This window comes from Janthinobacterium sp. 17J80-10 (assembly GCF_004114795.1).
GTDB lineage: Bacteria > Pseudomonadota > Gammaproteobacteria > Burkholderiales > Burkholderiaceae_D > Paucimonas.
On sequence record NZ_CP035311.1, the window covers coordinates 958496 to 982005 of the forward strand.

Sequence of the window (23510 nt, forward strand, 5' to 3'; positions counted from 1 at the left end):
CGGCTTGGCGGAAAGTATGTGGCAATGATGGAAGACAGCGATAACGCGCGGCAAGAGGAATTCAGGGAGCGCCCATGGATCGTTTTGTCGACCACGTATGACGTGGAAGCCTGGATCGACCAGTTCAACAGGGATTTGCAGCAAGCGGTCAAAAAGCCGCATGCCGGCCGCCACGGCATCTGCTTTCGGCTTGCGCATGGCGGCGAGATATTCCTGCATACGTCCGGGGAAGGCGATGCCCTGCTGGATGTGACGCCGGAAGCGGCCTGGGTGACGCCCGTGATTGCCGCGGCCACCGGCTGCAATCCACCGGCCTCGCAGATCTGGTCCCTGCCGGGCGGCAGGCTGACCGAGCTGCTGCTGGGCCTGAGCAGCCTGATCGAGTCAAGCAGGATCGTCACCGATCACGATTTCAGGATCAGGAAAAGGTCCTGGCAGGACGGCTGAAAGTGTCGCGCCGGGCGGCTATTTTGCTATCCCTGCGGGTGCGCGGGGCAAGGAAGCGTTGTACCATAGCCCGAGGCGCGCCGGCGCCATCTTGCAACCCTATGCCTGCGTTTGCGTGCATCATTTTCGGAGTGGTGGTTTATGTCGAATGAAATGGACGATCTGGAAGCCTTGTTCGAAGCCGAATCGGCGCGCTTTGGCCAGACAGCGGCGGTTGAACCTGCTTCTGCACCGGCCGTTGCGCTGCCGCCGGCAGGTGAGGGCGGGCTGGACCGCTATTACCAGGCAGTGTCCGGGCTGTATCTGCGCGGTGCTGATGGCGCTTCGGCACCGGCTGCTGCTGCGGCCGGCGTTGCCCACGCTCCCGAGACCGTCGATGCGTCGATGTACGAGCGCCTTGGCAGCATCGTGCGCCAGTTGCATGATTCCCTGCGTTCGCTGGGTTACGACAAGTCGCTCGCCGAGGCCAATTCGCAAATTTCTGATGCGCAAGACCGGCTGGCGCATATCGCCGCGCTGACCGAGCAATCGGCGGTGAAGGTGCTTAATACACTTGAAGCCGCGATGCCGGCGCAGGAAGCCATGATCCGCCAGGGGCGCGAGATGGAAGAACGCTGGGCCCGGCTATTTGCCGGCAAGATTGGGATCGACGAATTCAAGGTGCTTGCCGCCGATGCCCGCGCATTCTCTGCCAGCGTGGCCGCCGAGGGCGAGCGCGAAAAGGCGCGCCTGCTCGAAATCATGATGGCGCAAGACTTCCAGGACTTGACCGGCCAGATCATCAAGAAGGTCGTGGGCGTGACCCAGGGCATCGAGCAAGACCTGGCCCGGCTGTTGCTCGACAATGCGCCGGCACCAGTGAAGGAAAAGCATGTCGAACTGATGGCGGGGCCTTCGACGCCAGGCGTGGCGCTGGTGCAGGGCGACGTCGACGACTTGCTGGCCGATCTCGGCTTCTAGTTGCCTGGCGCCCCAGGCGCCAGTACCGGTTCTGGCTGGCGCCGCAGCAATTCATGCAGGCGGCCTTCGTCGAGCACCTGCTGCAGATATCCCATGTTGCGCTCGATCGCCTCGATATAGGGATTGGCGCCGCCGAACAGCGGCTCGACGAAGCGGTAGCTTGCCCGGAAATCGGTATCCAGGCGTTTTTTTACCATGCCGGCATAAAACGCCGGCGTCTTGCTCAGCAAATCCCAGCTTGAGTCGTATAACACCTCGACGCTGCCATCGGCATGGCGCCGCTTGGTGAGGCCGCCCAGTTCGAATTCTTCATACAGGTAGTCGCGGCATTTTTCCAGGTACACGCGGTCGGCCATTTGCGCAATGAGGTCGGCGGTGCCGATCAGGTGGCCCAGGCGCTGGTCGAGCGGGTCGTCCAGGCGGATCTGGTCCAGCGGGATTTCATAACCGGTGAAATGGATCAGCTTGACGGCGCGACGCGCCCAGTCGCCATGCCCTTCCTGCATCAGGAAATGGCTGAGCAGGCGACCGCCCCGCGCGACATGGTGCAAGGTGTACTGGGCGCCATGCCAGCAGCGGCGATCCTGGCGGCGCCGGATATAGCCGGCATCGTGAAACAGTGCAACGATGACGCCAAGCGCCAGCCGCCCGCCACCGAGACGCCCGGGAGGTGCGTGGAGGCGTTCATGGCCAGCCAGCATGCGCGCGCATGCCAGCGTGACATCCAGCGCGTGCTGCATGTCATGGTAGAGCGTTTCGCAGCCGTGGTAGCCCGGCAGCGTGCCGGCATACAGGCTGGCAAACACCTCGAACGAACGCTCGATCAGCCTGCGGTCAATGGCGTCATCTTCCTTGTGCAGCAATTCGCACACGGCGTTGCAGACCACCTGGGGAGCAGTCAGGTCAACGGTATGCGTGACATCCAGATGATCGAACTCATGCATGGCCACGGTCTCCTCGTGTCGCAGCAGATACGTTGTCCGCCGCATTGTGGTGATAGTAATGTTGCTTTTGAGAATTTATAATTAATGCAACTTATTGCCCATTATGCCAGCATTTTGTCGGATTAACGACGGGCAATCCTACTAGTCGAAGCCGCGGAAATCGGCGTTCTTGAAGCTGGGTAGTTGCCAACGGTAATGAATTGCCAGCATACGAAACAGCACGCCACCACTCAAAGCCGCCACCGAAGCCGTGCCGGCGCCAATGCCGAGCGTGAGCATGGCCACATAGGCAGCGCCGGCGGCCAGCGACACCATGGCATAGATTTCCTTTTGCAGGACGAGGGGTAACTGGTGACATAGCAAGTCGCGCAGCAAGCCGCCAAAGACGCCTGTCACCATGCCGGCAATGATGGCAATGCTGAAATGCACGCCGCCCGCCAGGCCGATATTGCAACCGATGATCGTGAAGGCGACCAGGCCCAGTCCATCGACTACCAGGAACAGGTAGCGCAAATGATGCAAATGACGCACGGTGAAGGTTGTCGCGATGGCGGCGAGCGTCGTGTACAAAAGATACTCCGGATGCTTTACCCAGCCGATCGGATAATGGTTGAGCAGGATATCGCGGATGGTGCCGCCGCCCAGGGCGGTAATGGTGCCGATCAGGCAAATGCCGAAAAGGTCCATGCCGCGGCGCATGGCCATGATGGCGCCGGACATTGCCTCGGCGATGATGGCAATGATGTAGATAGTGGTGAGTAACATCTGTTCAGTGTTCTTGTTGTACCAGGTATTTTCTCACCAACAGCAACTTCTCCTTTGCTGTTGGTCGACCTGGTGTCAAGACACTGAACAGGATGGCAAATAGACTTGCCGGTAAATCAGGGCGCCAGCGCGCCGTTATGGCGCCTGGTCCATTGGCGCAGCTTGCCAATGCCGATTGCCACGACAGCGCCGGCTGCGGCAACCAGCGCAAACACGCCTGTCAGCATGGCCAGCATGACGACCGCAAGTGTCGTAAAGAGTGCCGCGCCAAGGATTTTCCAACGCCACCAGGGGCCCATCATTGCCCGCAAAAGCTGTTTTATTCCTGGCGCCGTGCCTGCCTCGCCTGGTGCGCCAGCTTGCGAGCGCCATTGCGATCCCGTTGCCGAACTTGTCTCATCGACCAGCTCCCAATCTGTTTTTTCCTGCATGCTCTGTTCCTTCCTAAAAATGCCTGGCTATCCCGGTTCGCCTGGCAGTGGGGCATTGCGATACTTGCCGGCGACGGGATAGTGCAGCGAAATGTCATGATAATGGCATTTTTCATCAATTAAAATGGGAATTAATAGATGAATTAGTTCCGAAAAACAGAATTAACTCCGGTGCTCCCAATGCCCGGGGCAGGCCGCTTATCGGTTTTCTCTGGGCGCTTCCGTGGTTTCCGCCTGGCGCGGCGGGCCGCCAGACTGATCGCTGCGCGCGCCGCCCTGCAATTCCATTTCGCGCCGCACGCCCTCCAGTACCCTGACCGGCTCCTCGATGGCTTTTTCGAACCGGCGCTGCTCGCGTTCGATGGTTTGCGCGACATCGCGCGCCTGGGTAATGATGCGCTCGACGTCATCAGGAGGCGCCTCGGGCGCCTGATCTTCTTCCGGCTCTGCAGGCGGTGCCGGCGCGGGCTGGGGCTTTTTCCGGCCCAGCAAGTCATCGATCTGTTTCAGCAGCGGGCCAAACATGCTGTCCTGCGGTTGCGGGAATTGCGCGCGGCCATCGACCATGCGTCCGTTCAAGGCCTGGCGGAAAAAGTCGCCCACCACCAGCAGGGCGTTGTGACCGCCCTGGCCCCAGTAATCGCTGCGCATGGTCACCCGTGCGTCGTTGAAGCCGACCCAGGAACCGGTGACCAGGCGCGGGTGCATCAGGATGAACCAGCCATCGGTATTGTTTTGCGTCGTGCCGGTCTTGCCGGCGACATCGGCAACGATGCCGAAGCGCGAGATCAGGCCGCGGCCGGTGCCTTGCCGAACCGCCCCGCGCAGCATGTCGATCAATTCCTCGGCGGTGTCGCTGGACATGGCGCGTTTGCCCTTGCTGGTGAAGGTGGCGAGTTGCCGTCCTTGCTTGTCTTCGATGCTGGCGACGAAGACCGGCTTGCGGAATTCGCCGCTGGCGGCGATCGTGCCGTAGGCCGAGACCATTTCCAGCAGGCTGACGGGACTGACACCCAGTGCCAGTGCCGGGACCGCATCCAGCTCGCTTTGCTGGATGCCCATCTTGCGTGCCAGAGATATGGTCCGGCGCGGGCCGACTTCCTGCATGACCTGCGCGGTGATGGTGTTCTTGGAATAGACGAGGCCGTCGCGCATGGTCATCATGCGTCCGCTTGGCGCCGACATGTCCGTTGGCCGCCACACCGTGCCGTCGTCCATGGCAATCTCGATATCGGTGTCGGCAAAGCGCCGGTCCGACGGCATGCCGTCTTCCAGCGCCGCGCCGTAGACGAAGGGCTTGAAGGTGGAGCCGGGCTGGCGCCGCGCCTGCGCGACGTGGTCGAACTGGTCGGTGCCATAGTCGCGGCTGCCGACCCAGGCCCTGATTTCGCCTGTGGATGGATCCAGTGCCACGAACCCGGCTTGCAGGCGGGTCTTGTCGGCGCGCAGGCGCTCCATGAAAGCCGGGTCGCGCTTGAGCTGCTCGAGCACGGCCTGCGGCGCCGCACCCGCTTCGACCGCGTTGCGATACGCACCGGTTTCCCGAATGAAGGCGTCGCCCACAGCGTTCTTGCTATCCCAGAAATGGCCAAAGGGCTTCACGCGCCGCTGCATGCCGAGGTAAGTCGACGGGCTGGAGGAAATCAGGCGCGCCGATGGCGAGGCCCATTCGACGTCGGCCACCGCCTGCAACCCGGCGAGCTGGCGCTGCACTGCCTGGTTGGCGGCTGCCTGCAGGCGTGAGTCGATGGTCGTGCGAATCACCAGGCCGTCAGCATAGATGTTGTAGTCGTTCTGGTCGGCCCAGTCGATCAGCCACTTGCGCGCATGTTCGGCAAAATGCGGTGCAATCCCCTGGGGTTCCTGCTGGCGTTCGAAGTCCAGCCGCAGGGGGCGTTTCTTGAACGTGTCGAACTCGGCCTGGCTCAGCACGCCGCGCTTCTTCATCTGCGACAGCACGACATTGCGCCGTCGCTGCGCGCGTTCGGGGTTGATGACAGGATTGTAGTAGCTGGTGCCCTTGAGCATGCCGATCAGGGTGGCGCTTTCCAGCACGTTCAGCCTGGCTGCCGGCTTGTCGAAATAGGTGCGGGCGCCCATTTCGATGCCGAAGGCGTTGTACAGGAAGGGCATGGTGTTCAGATAGGTCACCAGGATTTCCTGCTTGGTATAGGTCAGCTCGATCTTGAGCGCCGTGATCAATTCCTTGATCTTGCGGGTGACCGAGCGCTGCCGCCCGATCTCTTCCGGGTAAAGGTTGCGCGCCAGCTGCTGGGTCAGGGTCGAGCCGCCCTGCGGGTCGCCCTGCAGGGTATGGAGGATGCTCGATGCCGTGCGCTTGAAATCGATGCCATGGTGTTCATAGAAGCGGTGGTCTTCGGTGGCGATCAGCGCCTTGATGACATGCGGCGAAATTTCCTTGAGCTCAACCCATTCGCGGTTGTTGCGGCTGAAGCTGGCCAGCTCCTTGCCATCGGCAGACAGCAGGACGGCGGGCTGGTCGACCTTGGCCTTGCGCAGGTCGGCAATGCCGGGCGTGAAGGGGATCAGCACAAGCGTATAGGCAAGCAGCAGCGCCAGGCCAAGCAAGCCGAGCGCCCCCAGGCCCTTGAACAACGACCGGATCCTGGCGCCAAGCGGCAGGGAGGCATCTGCGACACCCTTGAAATAGCCGAGAATGCACGCGAAGAGGCGCTGGATCCGCGCTGCGTGCTTTGCCCAATCCTGGCGCTTCAACCAGTTTTCTTGCTTGCGTTCTGCTTCCAAAATGACTTTCCGAACTGAATAAGGATGTGCCGCCTGCCCGCAGGCGCGAACGGCGACGAATGCAGCTGGCAGGTGCCGGCGGCGTTCGTATGGTGCGTTATTGTAAGGTTTGTCGCAAGCAAGCGACAGTTACAGGGAATTTTGTGACCATTTGGAAAAAATGCGCCGGGTTTTTCTATCCTGACATTTCAATCCTGACGCACTTACCTAGAATAAAAAAATAATTCAAGGGAGCGATCAATGGAAAAAGAAGAAGCAATCACGCTGATGCGTCAGCTGGGTGACCGCCTGAACCATACATGGGCGCTCGAGGATCTGGTGTCGCCGTTCGCCGAATTCATGGCGCACATGCAACCCAAGGTATCAGAGGAAGAGTTTGCTTTTCTTGGCACCGTCGGCGCCATGATTTACCAGCGCGGTTCGAGCCAGTACGATGCCAGCGTTCAGGCCGATCTGCTGCTGCGCAAAATACAACAGGGCTCTGAAATCGACTAAAGGAACAGTTTCGGAAACAACGACGCAGTGACCATTGCCAGCAACGGTCACTGCGCTATCAGATCAGGCAAATGCGAGAGGGAACGGCAACGCCGGTTATTCGGCTTCGCCTTCGGCATTTTTCGGTTTGAACTGTTCCGGGCTGATACGGAATTTCTCGCGGCGATCCCCCATCAGAAGACGCAGTTCGCGGATGCTCAGGTCGCTGACTTCGTGCATGCGGATCAGAAGCGAGGCCCCGACCGGCAAGCGGCGATGGCGGATCTTGCTGATGACAGGCGGCGCCACTTCCAGCGCGCGCGATAGCGCGGCGTCATTTTTCAATCCCAGCTTCTCGATCAGAGAATCCAGCAGGTTATTGGGATCGTATTCGGGCCGATTTAACAGTGGGTTGCTGTCCATAATCATCCTTGTAATTAATTTAATTAATTAATTTTATTACAGGTTTGGGGCAAAAGCATAATATTGATTCTAGGCATTATTGTACTTGTTAATCTTTTGCAGTGCAGGATGACTCTGTAACGTAACTGTAATATTATTGGCCCGCAGTTAAAAAAATCCAAATCCGGAGAAGATGGGAGACAGTGGCCGCGGCGAGAAATTCTCGCCGCGAGCTGCACAACGCAGGGGGATCATGCGTATTATAACGAGACTGAATATCAGTTATCGAAGAAATAAAGCAGACATGGAGTTGGCAGATCTTTATAGTTGGAACTGTCTCCTCCAAGTCTCTATGAATTGGATTTAGCCCGCTCCGCAAGGTCGCGGGCTTTTTTTTGCATGTTTTTTTCCGCCAGGCTAATTTCCGGCTCAATGAGCATTTCGCGCAGCCAGTTATGCAGCAGCGTGGTGTAGGCGCGCTGGCTGGTTTCGTCGGTCAGGCCATGGTCGGCGTCCTCCAGCACGCGGTAGGTCAGTGAGTGTGCCTGGGTGGTGGCTTCCAGATAGCTGGCAATCACCGGGTGCGGGATCACCTGGTCGCGTTCGGACTCCACTACCAGCACATCTCCCGTGAATGCGCCGCATGCCCGCAGTGCCCGGTTATCCGTTGCCATCACCAGGTGCTGCCGGTACATCAGCAATTCATCGCCGCGGTGCAATTGCCGCTTCGGCGCATCCCAATCCTGGTCCATGTAGAGCGCCGGTGCCCGCAGCGCCAGCCATTTGACCCCGCGCAGCGAAGTGAGGATCGTCGCCAGGTAGCCGCCGTAGCTGCTGCCCACCACGGCAATCGATGCGGGGTCGACCAGCCGGTGTGCCGCCAGTACGTCATAGGCGGCGGCGACGTCGCGCAGGTTGTTTTCACGCGACACCGTTTCTTGTTGCGGCCTGGTTTCGGCATGGCCCCGCAGGTCGAAGGTCAGGCAGACGCAGCCCAGTGCGGCTACCTGCCGCGCGCGGGCCAGGTACTGGTCCTGGCTGCCTCCCCATCCATGCACGAACAGGACGCCGGGCAGGCGTGGCGTTGGCGTGACGATCGTGCCGGCAATGCAGCCGCCGTCGATGGCAATGGTGACGCGTTCATCGCGGCTGGGCATATTTTTCCAGCAGGGCGTACTTGACGATAGGCCCCACGCGCGGATCGACATGGCGGCAGTAGACCATGGCGCCGGTCGGCAGTGCAGGGTCGGCCTGATAAATTTCCGTGGTCGAGGCGCATACCACGTCGAGCGCCAGGTCCGCCTGGAATGCTTCCAGGGCCGCGATTTCGGCGCCGCTGGCGCCGCCAATGCGCCACGACTGTTCGAGCACGCCCGAGCGCCATTGCCCGCGGTCGTCCACGCCCTGCGCGATATCGTAATTGCAGCGCGATGCAAACATCCCGGGGAATGCGGTCATGGCTGCGGCATGGTAGACGCGGGCCTGGTCGACGGCAGTGCGTGCCGCTTGTCCCAGGTCCAGTGCCAGCAGCGCATCGAAGCCGCCACGCACCACTGTCAGGTGCGAGCCACCGTAAACTTCGCGGCCGATGCTGTCGATGGTGGTTTGCTGCGTGCCGCAATACGTTGCCAGTACCGATCCGACTTGCACCTGGCCTACGCTGTAAGTGACGGCCTGGTTCAGGTTGCATTCGAATACCACGCCGCTATCGCGCCATTCGGTGGCATCGACTGTTTGCAGAGCGGCATCGAGCAGGGCAGCGTCGCTGATCACCTGTTGATCGCAACCGCCCCTGCCGGACGCTTTTTTCATCCGCACCGAACCTTGCCCCAGCAAGCGCGTTGCCGCCTGCAACGCATCAGTCGGGGCAAATGCAGAATAGCCAGGCAGCACCACGTCGCGTACCTGCGTGCCAAACGCATGCGACCATCCTGCCGGGGCTTGCGCCTCGGCAGTGAACAGGGGATGGGTAATGGTCTTGGTGGCGACAAACGGATAGGGCACAACGCCGCCAAACAGGTTGCTGGTGTCTCGAATGCCCAAGCGGTGCGCCAGTTCAAGGCTCGCCAGGGTATCGTCCGGGATAAAGTAAGGCAGTGCGTCATAGTTCAACGCGGGGTCGAATTCGCCGCCGAATTCACAAGCCAGGAGGTTTGCCAGCTTGCTGGCAAGGCACATCCTGCTGACGTGCTCATGCCCGGCAGGATTTGCATGCGGTCCACTGGAAAGCAGCACGACGGTGCGTGCTGCCGTATAAACCCGTGAAGAATGCGCATCCATGGGCGCTCCTGGTTGGGGTTGCCGCCCGGGCTAGCGTTTGCGCTGTGGCGGGCGGATGGCGTAAACCGGACGCCAGGTGGCGCGTCGGTCTCCCAGATAATGGCGCAATTCGCGCATGCTCAAACCGCTGGCTTCCTGCATCCATAGCAGCATCGACGCCGCAATCGGCTGATCGCCCTGGCGAATGGCATAAAGCACCTGGCTTGCGACGTTCAGGCGCCGTGCCAGCGCACCATCGTTATCGAGCTGAAAATGCTGCAATAACGCATCAAGCAGACGCGCAGGATTATAGGGCGTGTAATAGGTGACGGGTCCTTCGGTATTTCCAGTATTCATTACTTTTCATCCATCCAAGCAAAAGCAGAACCTGATTGAGTTGCCCATGCGCTTGAAGTTCCATTTTTCCATTCACGGTGGACTTGCCGAATTGCCGCCAGCGCGCCAGCGCTCCAGCCGTGAAATTGCTCGCGCCATCCAGGCGGGCAGGTTGGTAATGGCCGCCTCGGTTTCTTCCACGGTCCGCCGGAAGTCGGTGCGTTGTACAGTATGTTCCTGTCCGCAGCCAGGGCAAAAAAGCCGGGCCTCCGAATAAAGCCGCGCCAGCGTTTCCATGCTTTGCCTGCCGCAGTTTTCGCAGGACGTAGGAATCAGGGTGTCGAGCTTGAAATAGCGCAGAGGCATTTGGCGACTCCGAGGAACGATATTTTAAAAATTCTACAAAGATGGCCAGATTTTCCGGTCGCACGGCATCAATGCATGGTGCACGGTGCAGGTGCGTTATGCCCAAAATCCCGTTAATTCGTAGGCAGAATGTTTACTTGGGGTAAGCGTCGGACACATTCCAGTTCATTTCCTTCCGGATCTTTTTCCGCAAGGGCGTGAACCCATCCAAGCACTTCGTCAGCGCTGACGACGCCGCTGATCAGACTGGTGCGCAGGCGTTGGTAGGCCTCGAGTATGAGCGGATCGGTTTCAATTTCCGGATCGTTTTCTACAGCAAGGGCAATCAGGCTCTCGATGTTGGTCAGTTCATTGACCAGGATTTCACGCAACGCGCCGATGCCGGAGACGGCATCGTCGGTATGCCGGACACGCATTTTTTCCATGGCTTCGCCTCTTTATTCAATACTGGCTTTCGCGGATGCCGTCCAAGGCGGCTTTGACCTTGATGAAAGCAAACCATGTGCCTGTAAATAAGGGGCGCCAATTGGGCGCAGTGGACGGGTGCTATCGCGTTGCGCGTTCGCCTTGCCCGAGAAAGATATGCCAAACCAGGCTATAGGCGATGACCAGCAAGCCAAAGCTCGAGATCGTGGTGACGACTGCTTCGCGCACGACATCCTTGAGCATCATCGTGCCATATGAAATGGAAAAGGCGTGCGCCGCCATGCCGATGCCAATCAGGGGCGGCATGGCCAGCAAAATCCCAATGATAGTGCGCCGGCTCCGGCGCGCCAGTAGCGCCGATGGCGGGGCGTGCGGCAAGTCGGGCCGCTGCAGCCCGCGCCAGATCCACTGCCCTACCAGCAGGGTGCCGGCCAGCGTACTGGCGTGTTGCAGCAACTTGTAGGGATAGACGTGGTATTCCCCGATTGAAAACAGGTGCTCGCTCAGCGGGGGGATGACCAGGACGGTCACTATGCTGTAGTGCGTAAATGCATCCCAGGCGAGGTGGGTGACGATCCCGAGCAAGAGCGATAACAGGATCAGGGGGCCGGAGGCGGAGGGAAGCGGCATGCGCTGGGGCTCGCCCATGCGGGCAGCGATCACTGGCGGCAGCAGGTGGCGCAAGGGTCTTTCCAGCACAAGGTGAAACAGCAGATACGCCAGCAGGCCGACCGGCAGGCAAAACCAGAACATGCCTGCAATGCTATGGCTTTCACTGCGGTCGACGTCAAAAGGCAGGAAATTCTGGAAATCCGGCACCATGCTGCCAATAATCAGCGCGGACAGTACGCCATGACGGCGCAGCGCGCGATGCAGGGGAATGATGGCGGCAGGATGGGCAAAGGTGAATGGCATGAAGGCTGGCGCCATGTAAAAGCGTCATTATCGTTTAAAACAGTCTGCTGGCGGAAATGCATCGGGGAATGAGTTTTCTTGCCCAATTGCGAAACTTATCCCTATACTTGCGAGCCACAGTCGTATTGCGTTCAATCATTCTTGACTGCCGTGCTGTCGCATTTCCCGTTTTTTGAGTAGCGTTTTCATGTCCAAAATTCAATCCCGCAAGCCTGTCGAAATCAAGATTTCTACCGTTGTGGCTGTTTCAGTCATCCTTCACGAAGTCGAATTGCCGTTGCTGAACCAGGCCATGGAAGAAATGACGGGAGGGGCGGGCGATTATTTTGATGACGAATTTGCCGTCATCGACGTTGGTACGCTCGATCTTGCGGCTGGCGGCATCGACTGGCCGGGGCTGATTGCCCTGTTTAAATCGTACCACCTGAATCCAGTGGCGGTGCGCAATGCCGCGCCCGAACTGGCGCCGGACATCATCGCCGCCGGGTTGAGCCTGGATGTGCTGCCTGCCGCCCCGCGCACGGCCGAGCCGGAACCGGCGCCGCCTGCCCCCGTCGCTGCCCAGCCCGTCGCGCCGGTGGCAGCCCCCGCACCAGTACAGATGCCCGCAGCAAATACCATGATCATCGACACGCCCGTGCGCGCCGGCCAGCGCGTGTATGCGCGTGGTGCCGACCTGGTGGTGACGGCAATCGTCAATGCCGGTGCCGAGCTGATCGCCGACGGCAGCATCCACGTGTACGCGCCGCTGCGCGGACGCGCGCTGGCCGGGGCTTCCGGCAATACGGCGGCACGTATTTTTGCGCTGAACATGGAGGCGGAACTGGTGTCGATTGCCGGCATTTACAGCACCTTCGAGAACGGTTTTGCCACGAATGTCTTCCATCATCCGGTGCAAGTGAGGCTGGACGGCGACAGAATTGAACTGGTTCCGGTCAATCCGAATTAAAATTGCAATTTGTTAATCATTTGACGGCAGGGCAGGATTTGCTTCTGTCTCGTAATAATTGAAAAAGGAGCATTTAGTGGCAAAGATCATCGTCGTGACATCGGGCAAGGGAGGGGTCGGCAAGACCACTTCGAGCGCCAGCTTTTCCTCCGGCCTGGCCTTGCGTGGTCACAAGACCGCCGTGCTGGACTTCGATGTCGGCTTGCGTAACCTCGACTTGATCATGGGCTGCGAACGTCGCGTGGTGTACGACCTGGTCAATGTCATCAACAATGAAGCCACCCTCAATCAGGCGCTGATCAAGGACAAGCATTGCGACAACCTGTTCGTGCTGCCGGCATCGCAGACCCGCGACAAGGATGCCTTGAGCGAGGAGGGCGTCGAGCGCGTCTTGAACGATCTGGTGGCGATGGGATTTGAATACATCGTGTGCGATTCCCCGGCAGGCATCGAGCGCGGCGCCGTGATGGCACTGACTTTTGCCGATGAAGCCATCGTGGTGACCAACCCGGAAGTGTCGTCAGTGCGCGACTCCGACCGCATCCTCGGCATCATCCAGGCCAAGTCGCGCCGTGCCCAGAATGGCGGCGAACCGGTCAAGGAACACTTGCTGATTACCCGCTACGTGCCCAAGCGCGTCGATGCGGGCGAGATGCTGTCGTACACCGATGTCCAGGAAATCCTGCGCATCCCGCTCCTGGGCATCATTCCGGAATCGGAATCGGTGCTGCATGCCTCCAACCAGGGAAATCCGGCCATCCACATGGCCGGCAGCGATGTGGCACAGGCTTACCAGGACGTGGTGGCGCGCTTCCTCGGCGAGGAACTGCCGCTGCGCTTTACCGATTATGAAAAGCCGGGCTTGCTCAAGCGTATTTTCGGAGGCAAGTGACATGGCGCTTCTTTCCTTCCTCTTCAATACCAAACCCAAATCGGCTGCTGCCGCCAAGGAGCGGCTGCAGATCATCATTGCGCATGAGCGCAATGACCGTGATGCGCCGGATTTCCTGCCTGCCTTGCGCAAGGAATTGATTGCGGTGATTTCCAAGTACACCAAGGTCAGCCAGGACGATATCAAGATCTCGCTGGATCGCCAGGGCAATCTGGAAGTGCTGGATGTGAATGTCGTCTTGCCGGACGTGCTGTCGGCACGGTAACCGCCACTTCTCGCTGGTCGGCGGGTGACCCCTGGCCGTGCCACCGCTTTACAGCAGCGGCGCGGCCAGGGCCAGCGTATGTTCGAGCAGTTTTTCCAGGAGTGGCCGGGATTGCCATTGTTCCAGCGTGATGCGGCGGGATTGCTGCAAGTCTTGCTGGAAAATGGCGATCTTGTGCTGCGCAAATTCTTCGCTGTATACATTCAGGTTGGCTTCATCATTCAGCCTGAACGAGCGATCGTCAAAGTTGGTGGAGCCCACCGACACCAGTAATTCATCCACCACCATGACCTTGCAGTGAAACATGGTCGGCTGATACTCGAAGATTTCCACGCCGGCCTTCAGCAGATCACCCCATTGCCCGCGCGAGGCGCGCCGCACGGTGTCGGTATCGATATGTTTGCCGGGCACGATCACCTGCACCTTGACGCCGCGCTCAACCGCAGCGACCAGGGCCTGCAGGACCAGTTCATCCGGCACGAAGTACGCGCTTGACAGGTAAATCGATTTTTTTGCCGCGGTGATTGCCAGCAAGTACATCAGTTCCATGCTTTCGCTGCCGCCCGAGGGAGAGCTTGAAAACATTTGCGCAGGGCTGTCGCCAGCCGGCTGCAGTGCTGGAAAGTATTCCGCCCCATGCAATACCTTGCCCGTGGTTTTCATCCAGTTGTCCAGTGCGACTGCCTGCATTTGCGCCACGACCGGCCCCTCGATGCGGAAATGGGAGTCACGCCAGTGGTCGGGGTCTTGCGCCTTGCCGCGCCATTTGTCGGCAATGCCGACGCCGCCGGTAAAGCCGATTTTTCCATCGATGACCAGTAATTTGCGGTGCGTGCGGTTATTGATGCGGCTGATGTTATACCAGCGCAGCGGCCGGTATTTCAGGATTTCCACGCCGGCTTGCCGCATGGCGTCGATCTGGTTATCTTCCATCTTGTTGCTGCCAACCCAGTCCAGCAGCACATGCACTTTCACGCCGGCGCGGGCGCGCTCGGCAAGGGCTTCGGCAAATTCCTTGCCGACCTCGCCGGACCAGTAGATGAAGGTTTCAAAGGTGATGGTGTGTTCCGCGGCGCGGATGGCTTGCAGCATTGCCGGGAAGATCTGGTCACCGTTGAGGAGGGTGTCGATGCGGTTGCCGGCAACGATGGTGGGCCCCAGCATGACGCCCATGGTACGGCGAAATTGCGCATCATTGACCGTGTAGCGATGAGGAATGTCGCGCGTCACCTTTTTTTCGCCCAGCGTAAAATTGATCACGATGAGCCCGACAATCAGCGTGGCAAGAACACTGGCTAGGATAAGGAGCATTTTATTTTTGGCCGCGCGTTGTTTCCACGTCATGATGGGGTATCTGCTGGAAGGCTCTTGCCACATTACTCCATGACACGATGGAAAACGTTAGCATGCATCAATTCTCGCTGCGGATGCCGCCAGGGCATTGGATTTGCCGTACAATCTCGCCTGAAGCAAGCCAGACAGCCGCTGGCCGGGGGCATTCATGCCGCCGGCGGGAGGAAGGTCCGGACTCCACAGAGCAGGGTGACGGTTAACGGCCGTCCGCTGAAAGCCTGGCCGGCGCAAGCCGGGAGGGTATAAGGCGAGGAACAGGGCCACAGAGACGAGCGTATTCAGTTACGGTGAAACGCGGTAACCTCCACCCGGAGCAATTCCAAATAGGCACGCGTTGATGTTGCTCGCGGAGCGTGCGGGTAGGAAGCTTGAGCCATGGAGTAATTCATGGCCTAGAGGAATGGCTGTCATAGCCGCCAGGGAAACTTGTCGGCCGTAACAGAATCCGGCCTATCGGCTTGCTTTATTTTTTGTCCTGGATCGTGCAACGCGATACATCGCCAAACTTTCTTTCCTTTTTCCTCCATTAAATGTTCCTTGTGGGAACCAGCCTGTGCTCGCGCTGTCTGATTCGGCGCATTACATCGTCAATGTAACGCCGGATGCGGCCGGCGCGGCATGCGCAATGAACGTCTTCCATGGACGTTTTCAAAACTATTTCTGCCCGGAATTTACCCTCCCAAGCATTGTTGCAAATATAAACACATGTGTTTATCTAAGAGCCTACATTCATTGTTTTCGGTAAGTACTTCATTTTCTTGGAAAAACCTTTTCGGTGGTGTCTCAGAGAAGTGCGCTAAGTGTTTGACTGGAAAGAAAAAAAGATCATTTCACCCTCTGAATATTACTTGACCGCAAAAAGTCCATCCTCTAAAGTGGGTGCAAGTGTCAAAAAGTGTATTTTTGTGGGGGATTTTTAAAGATTTCCTCTCCAAAGAATACTTCCCAGTTAAGCCATACCAGTAAAAAGTGAGGGTTATCCCAGTGTTCCAGGGTGCGTCAGCGTTGAATCTCGATGCCAAGGGCCGGATGTCGATTCCGGCCAGGCACCGTGACGCCTTGTCGCTGCAATGCGAGGGACGCATTACCCTGACCAAGCACCCCCACGGCTGCCTGTTGCTGTTCCCGCGCCCCGTGTGGGAGCAACACCGCGAACAGATCGCCGGCTGGCCAATGTCGGCGCGTGCGTGGCAACGCATTTTTCTCGGTAACGCCTCCGATGTGGAAATGGATACTGCCGGCCGCATCCTGATCGCCCCCGAATTGCGCAGTGCCGTCGGCTTGTCGCGCGATGTCATGTTGCTGGGGATGGGTAGTCACTTCGAGGTCTGGGACGCGGCCAAGCTGGCCGAAAGTGAGGCGCAGGCGATTGCCAATGGCATGCCGGACGTGTTGAGCGATTTTTCCTTCTAGCCCCGTGATGAATTCTGATCAGGCGGTGCCAGAGTTGCAGCACCGTACGGTGTTGCTGGAAGAGGCGGTCGATGCCCTGGATATTACCGGCGCGCGCGCCGGCGGCCGGTATGTCGACGGCACCTTCGGGCGCGGCGGGCATAGCCGCTTGATTCTGGCGCGTCTGGATGCGGCAGGAAGCCTGCTGGCGTTTGACAAGGATTTGCAGGCGATCGCGGCGGCACAGGCGATCGCTGACCCGCGTTTTGCCATTGTGCACGGCAGTTTCGCCGGCATGGCTGAAGCGCTGGCGCAGCAAGGTGTAGCGCAAGTGCAAGGGGTGTTGCTGGACCTGGGTATCTCCTCGCCGCAAGTCGATGATGCGGCGCGGGGTTTCAGTTTTCGCGGCGATGGTCCGCTCGACATGCGCATGGATACTACGCGCGGCATGTCGGCAGCGGAATGGCTGGCCACCGAAGACGAACGGATTATCGAGAAAGTGATACGCGAATATGGGGAAGAACGGTTTGCTTTTCAGATTGCAAAGGCGATTGCTGCTCGCCGGGCAGTCGAGCCAATTTCAGGCACACGACAGCTTGCCGAGATCGTGGCACACGCCGTCAAAACCCGCGAGAAGGGCAAGGACCCGGCAACTCGCACCTTTCAGGCTATCCGGATTTTCATCAATAAAGAGCTTGAAGAACTCGAAATAGGGCTGGAGCAGGCTTTTCAGCTGTTGGCGCCGGGGGGGAGAATGGCTGTGATCAGCTTTCATTCGCTGGAGGATCGCATTGTCAAGCAGTTCATGGCCGGCAAGGCCAGGCTGCCGCAGCCCGACCGCCGCCTGCCGATTCGTGCCGTCGACTTGCCGCAGCCCCTGCTGAAACTGCTGGGAAAAGCCAAGCCATCCGCTGCCGAAATTGCCGCCAATCCGCGCTCGCGCTCGGCGGTGCTGCGTGTCGCGCAGCGCCTGCCATTGCCCGGGGAGCCTGCATGAGCGGCCGCCTGAGCGCCTTGCTGACGCTGTTGCTGATCATTTGCGCGCTGGCGCTGGTCAGCGCGCAGTACAGGTCGCGCCAGCTCTTCATCGAGCTCGAGCGTGCCCAGGCCACAGCCCGGGAGCTCGATATCGCATGGGCGCAATTGCAGCTCGATCAATCCACGCTGGGCAAGCATGCCCGCATCGAAGCCAATGCCCGGCGTGACCTGGGCATGGTGGCATTGACGCCTGCGCGTGCGCAATACCTGACGGCGGGGGCACGATGACACGCTCCTTGCTGCGTTCCGGAAATGGCGGCCGTGTGGCTGCTTCCAGGGGGCTGCCGTTTTCCGCTAGTCCCGTCCTGGCGGTGAAATTGCCGGCCTGGCGCTCGCGCCTGGTCTTGTTCATGCTGTTTGCAGCGTTTGCCGCGCTGGTTGGCCGGGCGCTCTGGCTGCAAGGCATCTCCAACGAATTCCTGCAAAAGCAGGGCGCTTCCCGTTACGCCCGTACGCTCGAACTGCCCGCCACGCGCGGCAAGATCACCGACCGTAACGGCCAGGTGCTGGCGTCGTCGCTGCCGGTCAAGGCAATCTGGGCGATTCCCGAGGATGTCGCCGATGCGCCGCAAGAAAAATTGCGCGCGCTGGCGCGCCTGCTGGAGATGAGCGAGCGCGACCTGAAAGCCAAGCTCGATTCCGACCGCAGCTTTGTGTACCTCAAGCGCCAGGTCGAACAGGACGTCGCCGACAAGATCGTCAAGCTCGGCATCGGCGGCATCTACACCCGCAAGGAATACAAGCGGTTTTATCCACAGGGTGAAGTTATGGCGCATATCGTCGGCTTCACCAATGTCGAGGACGTCGGCCAGGAAGGCATCGAGCTGGCGGCGCAGAAAAACCTTGCCGGCATCACTGGCAGCCGGCGCGTGATCAAGGACCGGCTCGGTCGTATCGTCGAGGATATCGAGGCGGTGCGCGAGCCCCATGATGGCAAGGACATGACGCTGTCAGTCGACAGCAAGATCCAGTACATCGCTTTCACGCAGCTGAAGGAAGCGGTCGAAAAGAACAACGCCAAGGCGGCTGGCATCGTGGTGCTGGATGTGAAGACGGGCGAAGTTCTGGCGCTGGCCAACATGCCAACCTATAACCCGAATCAGCGTTCCGGCCTGACCGGCGCACAGCTGCGCAACCGTGTGCTGACCGACACCTTCGAGCCCGGTTCGGCCATGAAAGCCTTTACGGTGGCGCTTGCACTCGAGCGCCGCCTGGTAAATCCTGCTACCCAGATCCAGACGGCGCCAGGACGCATGACGATCGGTACCGCAACGATTGGCGACGCGCATGCACACGGCATCCTGACTGTGTCGGAAGTGATCCAGAAATCCTCCAACATCGGCACTGCCAAGATGGCGCTGCAGTTGCAGGCGCAGGATATGTGGGAAATGTTTACCACGCTGGGTTTTGGTCACCAGCCGCGCTTCGGCTTTCCCGGCGCGGTCGCCGGCCGGGTGCGGCCCTACAAGTCCTGGCGCCCGATCGAGCAGGCCACCATGAGCTATGGCCACGGCATGTCGGTATCGCTGCTGCAGCTGGCGCGTTCCTATCTGGTTTTCGCCCGCGACGGCGACATCATCCCGCTGTCGTTCCACAAGATCGCCGATGCGCCCGCCAGCCAGCGCGTGTTCAGCGAAAAGACCGCGCGCGAAATGCGCGCCATGCTGGAGTCCGTGACGCAGCCCGGCGGCACTGCGACCCAGGCGCAAGTGCCTGGTTACCGCGTCGCAGGCAAGACCGGCACGGCGCACAAGCTGGTCAACGGCCGCTATGCCAACAAATATATCGCCTCCTTCGTCGGTTTTGCGCCGGTCTCCGATCCGCGCATCGTGATTGCCGTCATGGTCGATGAGCCATCGTCGAAATCCTATTACGGTGGCGCGGTAGCTGCGCCAGTGTTCGCTGCCGTGGCGGCCAACGCCCTGCGTTCGCTGAACGTCTCGCCGGACTCCACGGTGACCGACATCATCGTTCCCAAAGATGCCGTCAGGGAGAGCTTGTGATGATCGCCCCGACACGCGTTCCGCAACAGGTCGTGGCCTGGCTGCAGCAAACCGCGCCCCAAGCGCAGCTTGCCGCCGATTCGCGCGCCATTGCCGCAGGCGACGTGTTTTTCGCGTATCCAGGCGACGCCGGCGACGGACGCCGGTTCATCGCCCAGGCAATTGCGGCGGGCGCTGCAGCGGTCGTCTATGAAACCGAGGGCTTCGCCTGGGACGACAGCTGGCGGGTGCCGCAGATGGCTGTTGCCGGCTTGAAGGCGGTGGCGGGTGAAATCGCCTGCGGCTTTTACGGCGGGCCCGATCGCGACATGTTCGTGGTGGCGGTCACCGGCACCAATGGCAAGACTTCATGCACCCAGTGGCTTGGCGCGGCGCTCTCGCAACTGGGCACCGCCACCGGCGTGATCGGCACGCTCGGCAATGGCATTTATCGGCAGGGTGTCGCAGATAATCTGGCTGCCACCGGTTATACCACGCCGGATGCCGTGCTGCTGCAGCGCAGCCTGGACGGACTGCGCCAGCAGGGCGCTGAGGCGCTGGCGATCGAAGCCTCCTCGATTGGCCTGGAGCAGGGGCGCATGGCGGGGATGCACGTGGACGTGGCGGTTTTTACCAATCTCACGCGCGACCATCTGGATTACCATGGCGACATGGCTGCCTATGAAGCCTCCAAGGCCATGCTGTTCGACTGGCCGGGCTTGCGTCATGCCGTCATCAACCTGGATGACGACATGGGCGCGCGCCTGGTGCGCCAGGTGCAAAACAGTGCTGCGCCGGCCGCGCTCATCGGCTTCAGCCTGACCGGCAAGATGGCGCCAGGCGTCGCCGTGTTGCAGGCGTCCGATATCCGTAGCAGCCATGCAGGCACCACTTTCGCCCTCAACTCGCCTTTCGGCTCTGCCCAGGTGAAAACCAGGCTGGTCGGAAATTTCAACGTCAGCAATGTACTGGCCATTATTGGCTGCCTGCTGGCGCGCGGCATTGACTGGAGCGCGGCAATCGCTGCCGTGGAATTCCTGGTTGCTGTACCCGGTCGCATGCAGCAGCTCGGCGGCGAAGATGCGCCGTTGGTCGTGATCGATTACGCCCATACCCCGGATGCACTGGAAAAAACACTGGCTGCGCTGCGTCCTGTTGCGCAGGAGCGGCAGGGTGCGCTGTGGTGCGTGTTCGGCTGCGGCGGCGACCGGGATCCGGGCAAGCGCCCGCAAATGGGCAAGGTCTCGATGCTGGCCGATCATGTGATCGTTACCAGCGATAATCCGCGCAGCGAAGCGGCGGCGGACATCATTGCGCAAATCATGCAAGGAATGGAAGAAGGTTTGGAAAACATGAAACATGCGCCTCTGGCGGTCGAAGACCGCGCCGGCGCCATCCTGCGGGCCGTCAGGCACGCGGAAAAGAACGACGTGATCCTCCTGGCCGGGAAGGGTCACGAGAGTACGCAGGAAATCAAGGGACGCAAGCTGCCTTTCCTGGATGCCGACCATGCTGCGCTGGCATTGGCCACGCGCGCCACGCACGGAGGCGCCCTGTGATTCGCGCAACCCTCGCCAAGCTGCAGCCTTGTGTGTCCGGATCAACCCTGCAGCAGGATGCCGCATTTGCCGGCGTGTCTACTGACAGCCGCAGCGTTGCCGCAGGCAACCTGTTCGTGGCACTCAAAGGTGAACGCTTCGACGCCCATGAATACCTGGAGCAAGTCGCTGCGCAAGGCGCGGCGGCAGTTATCGTGGAACGCGTGCCGGCCGGATTCGCGTTGCCCGCCCTGGTCGTGCCGGATACGCGCGCAGCCCTGGGTGAAATGGCGGCCTGGTGGCGCCGGCAGCATGCCTTGCCGGTCATCGGCGTCACCGGCAGCAATGGCAAGACTACGGTCAAGGAAATGATCGCTGCCATCCTGGCAGCCGCGCACGGCGCAGAACATATCCTGGCTACGCGCGGCAACCTGAACAACGATATCGGCGTGCCGCTGACAGTGTTCCGGCTCGATGCCGCCTGCCGCGCCGCGGTCATCGAACTTGGCATGAACCATCCCGGTGAAATCGCCGTGCTGTCGGCAATCGCGCAGCCAGTCGTCGCACTGGTCAACAATGCACAACGCGAGCACCAGGAATTCATGGCGAGCGTGGCGGCAGTCGCCGAGGAAAACGGCGCGGTTATCCGTGGCCTGCCAGCTGACGGCGTCGCTGTGTTCCCGTCCGACGACCCATTTACTGCGCTGTGGCGCGGTTATGCCGGCAACCGGCGCGTGCTGGGTTTTGGTTTCAATGAAGAAGCCGACGTGCGCGGCAGCTATACGGCAAACGTTTTTGGCAGCGATGTGACTGTGACTTTCGCCGGGCAACAGTTCAGCGTGAACTTGGCAGCGGCCGGCGAGCACAATGTCCGCAATGCCCTGGCAGCGGCTGCCTGCACCCTGGCCATCGGCATCGATGCACAAACCGTGCGCAAAGGACTGGAAGCCTTCGCGCCGGTCAACGGCCGCCTGCAAAGAAAAACCGCGGCCAACGGCGCACTGGTCATCGACGATACCTATAACGCCAATCCCGATTCGGTGCGCGCTGCCATCGACGTGCTGGCGCAGGCGCCGTCGCCGCGCTTGCTGGTGCTGGGCGACATGGGCGAAGTGGGTGATCAGGGGCCGCAATTTCATCGTGAAGTGGGCGCTTATGCGGCTGCGCGCGGCATCGAACGCTTGCTGACACTGGGCGAGATGGCGCGCGACGCCAGCGCTGCATTCGGCGACGGGGCCACGCACTTCGAGGATATCCAGGAATTGAACGCCGCCGCGCAGGCGGCGGTGACGGCTGGCGCCACCACGCTGGTCAAGGGGTCGCGGTTCATGAAAATGGAGCGCGTGGTGGCAAGTTTATTGGTAACCGGACAGGCCTGAGCGTAACGGCGCACCTGTCCAAACATATTTCAAGATTTTCGAAAGTTAATTAGCATGCTGCTCTGGCTGGCACAATATTTTCAGGAAGACATCGGCACTTTCCGTGTCTTCAATTTCATTACGTTCCGCGCGGTCTTTGCCACGCTGACGGCGCTGGCGATTGGCCTGATCGCCGGGCCTGCTGTCATCCGCACGCTGGCGCGCCTGAAGGTCGGCCAGGCTGTCCGTACCGATGGCCCGCAAACGCACCTGATCAAGAGCGGCACGCCGACCATGGGCGGCGCCCTGATCCTGATCGCCATCGGCGTATCCGTATTGCTGTGGGCAGACTGGAGCAACCGCTTCATCTGGCCGGTATTGATCGTCACGCTCGGTTTCGGTGCGATCGGCTGGGTGGATGACTATCGCAAGGTGGTCTACAAGGACCCCAATGGCATGCGCTCCAGGGAAAAGTATTTCTGGCAATCGCTGATCGGACTTGCCGCTGCGCTGTACCTGGCGTTTTCGGTATCCGCGCCGACCAACAGCGGCGTGTGGGACTTGTTCCTGGCATGGGTGCAATCCGGCTTCAGCATGGACTTGCCGCCCAAGGCCGACCTGATCGTGCCGTTCTTCAAGACCATCAGCTATCCTCTGGGCGTATGGGGTTTCATCGCCCTGACCTATTTCGTCATCGTCGGCACCAGCAATGCGGTCAACCTGACCGATGGCCTGGATGGCCTGGCGATCATGCCGACCGTGATGGTGGGCAGCGCGCTTGGCCTGTTCGCCTATCTGACCGGCAGCGTCACCTATGCCAAGTACCTGCTGATTCCGCATATCCCGGGCGCTGGCGAATTGCTGATTTTTTGCGGCGCGATGGCGGGTGCCGGCCTGGCATTCCTCTGGTTTAACGCCCACCCGGCGCAAGTGTTCATGGGCGACGTCGGTGCGCTGGCGCTGGGCGGCGCGCTGGGCACCATTGCCGTCATCGTGCGCCAGGAAATCGTCCTGTTCATCATGGGCGGCATCTTTGTTGTCGAGACACTGTCGGTGATGGCGCAGGTGATGTATTTCAAGTTTACGAAAAAGCGCTATGGCGTCGGCCGCCGCATTCTTCTGATGGCGCCGCTGCACCATCATTATGAACAGAAGGGCTGGAAGGAAACCCAGGTAGTGGTGCGGTTCTGGATCATCACCATGATGCTGGTGCTGTTCGGATTGTCTACCTTGAAGCTGCGTTAAGGGACCA

25 protein-coding genes and 1 other RNA gene are annotated in these 23510 nt (G+C 60.1%); 14 read left to right on the plus strand and 12 right to left on the minus strand.

Annotation, left to right across the window (positions count from 1 at the left end):
• Positions 1-24 precede the first annotated feature (24 nt).
• Complete coding sequence (locus EKL02_RS04280; RefSeq protein ID WP_347232096.1) at positions 25-447, plus strand: hypothetical protein; 423 nt, start codon at positions 25-27, stop codon at positions 445-447.
• Positions 448-588: 141 nt separating this feature from the next.
• Complete coding sequence (locus EKL02_RS04285; RefSeq protein ID WP_128900892.1) at positions 589-1407, plus strand: protein phosphatase CheZ; 819 nt, start codon at positions 589-591, stop codon at positions 1405-1407.
• Here EKL02_RS04285 and EKL02_RS04290 read toward each other — a convergent pair.
• From EKL02_RS04290 to EKL02_RS04305, 4 genes are all read right to left on the minus strand, one after another.
• Entirely contained in the window at positions 1404-2351 is a 948-nt protein-coding gene (locus EKL02_RS04290; RefSeq protein ID WP_128900893.1) for a hypothetical protein, read from the minus strand. The two genes, EKL02_RS04285 and EKL02_RS04290, sit on opposite strands and share 4 nt — an antisense overlap.
• A gap of 141 nt (positions 2352-2492) precedes the next feature.
• The gene (locus EKL02_RS04295) at positions 2493-3116 is read right to left on the minus strand and encodes a trimeric intracellular cation channel family protein (protein ID WP_128900894.1); all 624 of its coding nucleotides are present in this window, start codon (positions 3114-3116) and stop codon (positions 2493-2495) included.
• Between the two features lie 116 nt (positions 3117-3232).
• Positions 3233-3547: a hypothetical protein gene (locus tag EKL02_RS04300; RefSeq protein WP_128900895.1), complete on the minus strand. Its 315-nt coding sequence runs from the start codon at positions 3545-3547 to the stop codon at positions 3233-3235.
• A 198-nt stretch (positions 3548-3745) separates the two neighbouring features.
• Positions 3746-6172 carry a transglycosylase domain-containing protein gene (locus EKL02_RS04305; RefSeq protein ID WP_241687905.1) on the minus strand — a complete coding sequence of 809 codons (2427 nt, stop codon included), beginning with the start codon at positions 6170-6172 and terminating at the stop codon, positions 3746-3748.
• Positions 6173-6553: 381 nt separating this feature from the next.
• Between EKL02_RS04305 and EKL02_RS04310 the strand changes: the two genes are divergently transcribed.
• The gene (locus tag EKL02_RS04310; protein WP_128900896.1) at positions 6554-6808 is read left to right on the plus strand and encodes a hypothetical protein; all 255 of its coding nucleotides are present in this window, start codon (positions 6554-6556) and stop codon (positions 6806-6808) included.
• Positions 6809-6904: 96 nt separating this feature from the next.
• Here EKL02_RS04310 and EKL02_RS04315 read toward each other — a convergent pair whose 3' ends face one another.
• The 7 genes from EKL02_RS04315 to EKL02_RS04345 all read right to left on the minus strand — a co-directional run bounded on the left by EKL02_RS04315 (position 6905) and on the right by EKL02_RS04345 (position 11491).
• Complete coding sequence (locus EKL02_RS04315; protein WP_128900897.1) at positions 6905-7210, minus strand: hypothetical protein; 306 nt, start codon at positions 7208-7210, stop codon at positions 6905-6907.
• A gap of 329 nt (positions 7211-7539) precedes the next feature.
• On the minus strand, positions 7540-8346 hold the full coding sequence (locus EKL02_RS04320; protein WP_128900898.1) for an alpha/beta fold hydrolase: 807 nt from the start codon (positions 8344-8346) through the stop codon (positions 7540-7542).
• The gene (locus tag EKL02_RS04325) at positions 8330-9469 is read right to left on the minus strand and encodes a DUF3182 family protein (RefSeq protein WP_128900899.1); all 1140 of its coding nucleotides are present in this window, start codon (positions 9467-9469) and stop codon (positions 8330-8332) included. The genes EKL02_RS04320 and EKL02_RS04325 overlap by 17 nt, the downstream gene beginning before the upstream one ends.
• Positions 9470-9499: 30 nt before the next feature.
• Positions 9500-9805: a hypothetical protein gene (locus tag EKL02_RS04330; protein WP_128900900.1), complete on the minus strand. Its 306-nt coding sequence runs from the start codon at positions 9803-9805 to the stop codon at positions 9500-9502.
• Between the two features lie 72 nt (positions 9806-9877).
• A complete protein-coding gene (locus tag EKL02_RS04335) occupies positions 9878-10150 on the minus strand; it encodes a hypothetical protein (protein WP_128900901.1) in 273 nt (90 codons plus the stop codon).
• Positions 10151-10263: 113 nt separating this feature from the next.
• Positions 10264-10575 carry a hypothetical protein gene (locus EKL02_RS04340; protein WP_128900902.1) on the minus strand — a complete coding sequence of 104 codons (312 nt, stop codon included), beginning with the start codon at positions 10573-10575 and terminating at the stop codon, positions 10264-10266.
• Between the two features lie 121 nt (positions 10576-10696).
• A complete protein-coding gene (locus EKL02_RS04345) occupies positions 10697-11491 on the minus strand; it encodes a DUF4184 family protein (RefSeq protein ID WP_164931948.1) in 795 nt (264 codons plus the stop codon).
• A 187-nt stretch (positions 11492-11678) separates the two neighbouring features.
• Here EKL02_RS04345 and minC point away from each other — a divergent pair, with 187 nt between their 5' ends.
• The 3 genes from minC (at position 11679) to minE (ending at position 13597) form a co-directional block, all read left to right on the plus strand.
• Complete coding sequence (gene minC, locus EKL02_RS04350) at positions 11679-12440, plus strand: septum site-determining protein MinC (RefSeq protein ID WP_128900904.1); 762 nt, start codon at positions 11679-11681, stop codon at positions 12438-12440.
• 76 nt (positions 12441-12516) lie between these two features.
• Positions 12517-13332 carry a septum site-determining protein MinD gene (gene minD, locus EKL02_RS04355; protein WP_128900905.1) on the plus strand — a complete coding sequence of 272 codons (816 nt, stop codon included), beginning with the start codon at positions 12517-12519 and terminating at the stop codon, positions 13330-13332.
• A 1-nt stretch (position 13333) separates the two neighbouring features.
• Positions 13334-13597 (plus strand): cell division topological specificity factor MinE, encoded by a 264-nt coding sequence (minE, locus tag EKL02_RS04360; RefSeq protein ID WP_128900906.1) that lies wholly within the window; start codon positions 13334-13336, stop codon positions 13595-13597.
• 48 nt (positions 13598-13645) lie between these two features.
• On the opposite strand, the gene cls is transcribed toward minE, so the two are convergent.
• The gene (cls, locus tag EKL02_RS04365) at positions 13646-14908 is read right to left on the minus strand and encodes a cardiolipin synthase (protein WP_128900907.1); all 1263 of its coding nucleotides are present in this window, start codon (positions 14906-14908) and stop codon (positions 13646-13648) included.
• 155 nt (positions 14909-15063) lie between these two features.
• Here cls and rnpB point away from each other — a divergent pair.
• The 8 genes from rnpB to mraY all read left to right on the plus strand — a co-directional run bounded on the left by rnpB (position 15064) and on the right by mraY (position 23503).
• An RNA gene (rnpB, locus tag EKL02_RS04370) (RNase P RNA component class A) lies at positions 15064-15419 on the plus strand.
• A 515-nt stretch (positions 15420-15934) separates the two neighbouring features.
• Positions 15935-16363, plus strand: a complete 429-nt coding sequence (gene mraZ, locus EKL02_RS04375; RefSeq protein ID WP_128903375.1) for a division/cell wall cluster transcriptional repressor MraZ — start codon at positions 15935-15937, stop codon at positions 16361-16363.
• A 7-nt stretch (positions 16364-16370) separates the two neighbouring features.
• A complete protein-coding gene (gene rsmH / locus EKL02_RS04380) occupies positions 16371-17339 on the plus strand; it encodes a 16S rRNA (cytosine(1402)-N(4))-methyltransferase RsmH (RefSeq protein ID WP_128903376.1) in 969 nt (322 codons plus the stop codon).
• Positions 17336-17608 (plus strand): cell division protein FtsL, encoded by a 273-nt coding sequence (gene ftsL / locus EKL02_RS04385; protein WP_128900908.1) that lies wholly within the window; start codon positions 17336-17338, stop codon positions 17606-17608. The genes rsmH and ftsL overlap by 4 nt, the downstream gene beginning before the upstream one ends.
• Entirely contained in the window at positions 17605-19383 is a 1779-nt protein-coding gene (locus EKL02_RS04390; protein ID WP_128900909.1) for a penicillin-binding protein 2, read from the plus strand. Before ftsL ends, EKL02_RS04390 begins: the two co-directional genes overlap by 4 nt.
• The gene (locus EKL02_RS04395; protein ID WP_128900910.1) at positions 19383-20921 is read left to right on the plus strand and encodes a UDP-N-acetylmuramoyl-L-alanyl-D-glutamate--2,6-diaminopimelate ligase; all 1539 of its coding nucleotides are present in this window, start codon (positions 19383-19385) and stop codon (positions 20919-20921) included. Before EKL02_RS04390 ends, EKL02_RS04395 begins: the two co-directional genes overlap by 1 nt.
• Positions 20921-22279 (plus strand): UDP-N-acetylmuramoyl-tripeptide--D-alanyl-D-alanine ligase, encoded by a 1359-nt coding sequence (murF, locus tag EKL02_RS04400; protein ID WP_128903377.1) that lies wholly within the window; start codon positions 20921-20923, stop codon positions 22277-22279. Before EKL02_RS04395 ends, murF begins: the two co-directional genes overlap by 1 nt.
• 54 nt (positions 22280-22333) lie before the next feature.
• Positions 22334-23503 carry a phospho-N-acetylmuramoyl-pentapeptide-transferase gene (gene mraY / locus EKL02_RS04405; RefSeq protein WP_128900911.1) on the plus strand — a complete coding sequence of 390 codons (1170 nt, stop codon included), beginning with the start codon at positions 22334-22336 and terminating at the stop codon, positions 23501-23503.
• Positions 23504-23510 lie beyond the last annotated feature (7 nt).

What these genes read in the sequence shown, in the direction of transcription:
- EKL02_RS04280 (WP_347232096.1), top strand. Translation starts at nt 25, where the DNA reads ATGATGGAAGACAGCGATAACGCGCGGCAAGAGGAATTCAGGGAGCGC.
- EKL02_RS04285 (WP_128900892.1), top strand. Translation starts at nt 589, where the DNA reads ATGTCGAATGAAATGGACGATCTGGAAGCCTTGTTCGAAGCCGAATCG.
- EKL02_RS04290 (WP_128900893.1), bottom strand. Translation starts at nt 2,351, where the DNA reads ATGCATGAGTTCGATCATCTGGATGTCACGCATACCGTTGACCTGACT.
- EKL02_RS04295 (WP_128900894.1), bottom strand. Translation starts at nt 3,116, where the DNA reads ATGTTACTCACCACTATCTACATCATTGCCATCATCGCCGAGGCAATG.
- EKL02_RS04300 (WP_128900895.1), bottom strand. Translation starts at nt 3,547, where the DNA reads ATGCAGGAAAAAACAGATTGGGAGCTGGTCGATGAGACAAGTTCGGCA.
- EKL02_RS04310 (WP_128900896.1), top strand. Translation starts at nt 6,554, where the DNA reads ATGGAAAAAGAAGAAGCAATCACGCTGATGCGTCAGCTGGGTGACCGC.
- EKL02_RS04315 (WP_128900897.1), bottom strand. Translation starts at nt 7,210, where the DNA reads ATGGACAGCAACCCACTGTTAAATCGGCCCGAATACGATCCCAATAAC.
- EKL02_RS04320 (WP_128900898.1), bottom strand. Translation starts at nt 8,346, where the DNA reads ATGCCCAGCCGCGATGAACGCGTCACCATTGCCATCGACGGCGGCTGC.
- EKL02_RS04325 (WP_128900899.1), bottom strand. Translation starts at nt 9,469, where the DNA reads ATGGATGCGCATTCTTCACGGGTTTATACGGCAGCACGCACCGTCGTG.
- EKL02_RS04330 (WP_128900900.1), bottom strand. Translation starts at nt 9,805, where the DNA reads ATGAATACTGGAAATACCGAAGGACCCGTCACCTATTACACGCCCTAT.
- EKL02_RS04335 (WP_128900901.1), bottom strand. Translation starts at nt 10,150, where the DNA reads ATGCCTCTGCGCTATTTCAAGCTCGACACCCTGATTCCTACGTCCTGC.
- EKL02_RS04340 (WP_128900902.1), bottom strand. Translation starts at nt 10,575, where the DNA reads ATGGAAAAAATGCGTGTCCGGCATACCGACGATGCCGTCTCCGGCATC.
- EKL02_RS04345 (WP_164931948.1), bottom strand. Translation starts at nt 11,491, where the DNA reads ATGCCATTCACCTTTGCCCATCCTGCCGCCATCATTCCCCTGCATCGC.
- minC (WP_128900904.1), top strand. Translation starts at nt 11,679, where the DNA reads ATGTCCAAAATTCAATCCCGCAAGCCTGTCGAAATCAAGATTTCTACC.
- minE (WP_128900906.1), top strand. Translation starts at nt 13,334, where the DNA reads ATGGCGCTTCTTTCCTTCCTCTTCAATACCAAACCCAAATCGGCTGCT.
- cls (WP_128900907.1), bottom strand. Translation starts at nt 14,908, where the DNA reads ATGCTCCTTATCCTAGCCAGTGTTCTTGCCACGCTGATTGTCGGGCTC.
- rsmH (WP_128903376.1), top strand. Translation starts at nt 16,371, where the DNA reads ATGAATTCTGATCAGGCGGTGCCAGAGTTGCAGCACCGTACGGTGTTG.
- ftsL (WP_128900908.1), top strand. Translation starts at nt 17,336, where the DNA reads ATGAGCGGCCGCCTGAGCGCCTTGCTGACGCTGTTGCTGATCATTTGC.
- EKL02_RS04390 (WP_128900909.1), top strand. Translation starts at nt 17,605, where the DNA reads ATGACACGCTCCTTGCTGCGTTCCGGAAATGGCGGCCGTGTGGCTGCT.
- EKL02_RS04395 (WP_128900910.1), top strand. Translation starts at nt 19,383, where the DNA reads ATGATCGCCCCGACACGCGTTCCGCAACAGGTCGTGGCCTGGCTGCAG.
- mraY (WP_128900911.1), top strand. Translation starts at nt 22,334, where the DNA reads ATGCTGCTCTGGCTGGCACAATATTTTCAGGAAGACATCGGCACTTTC.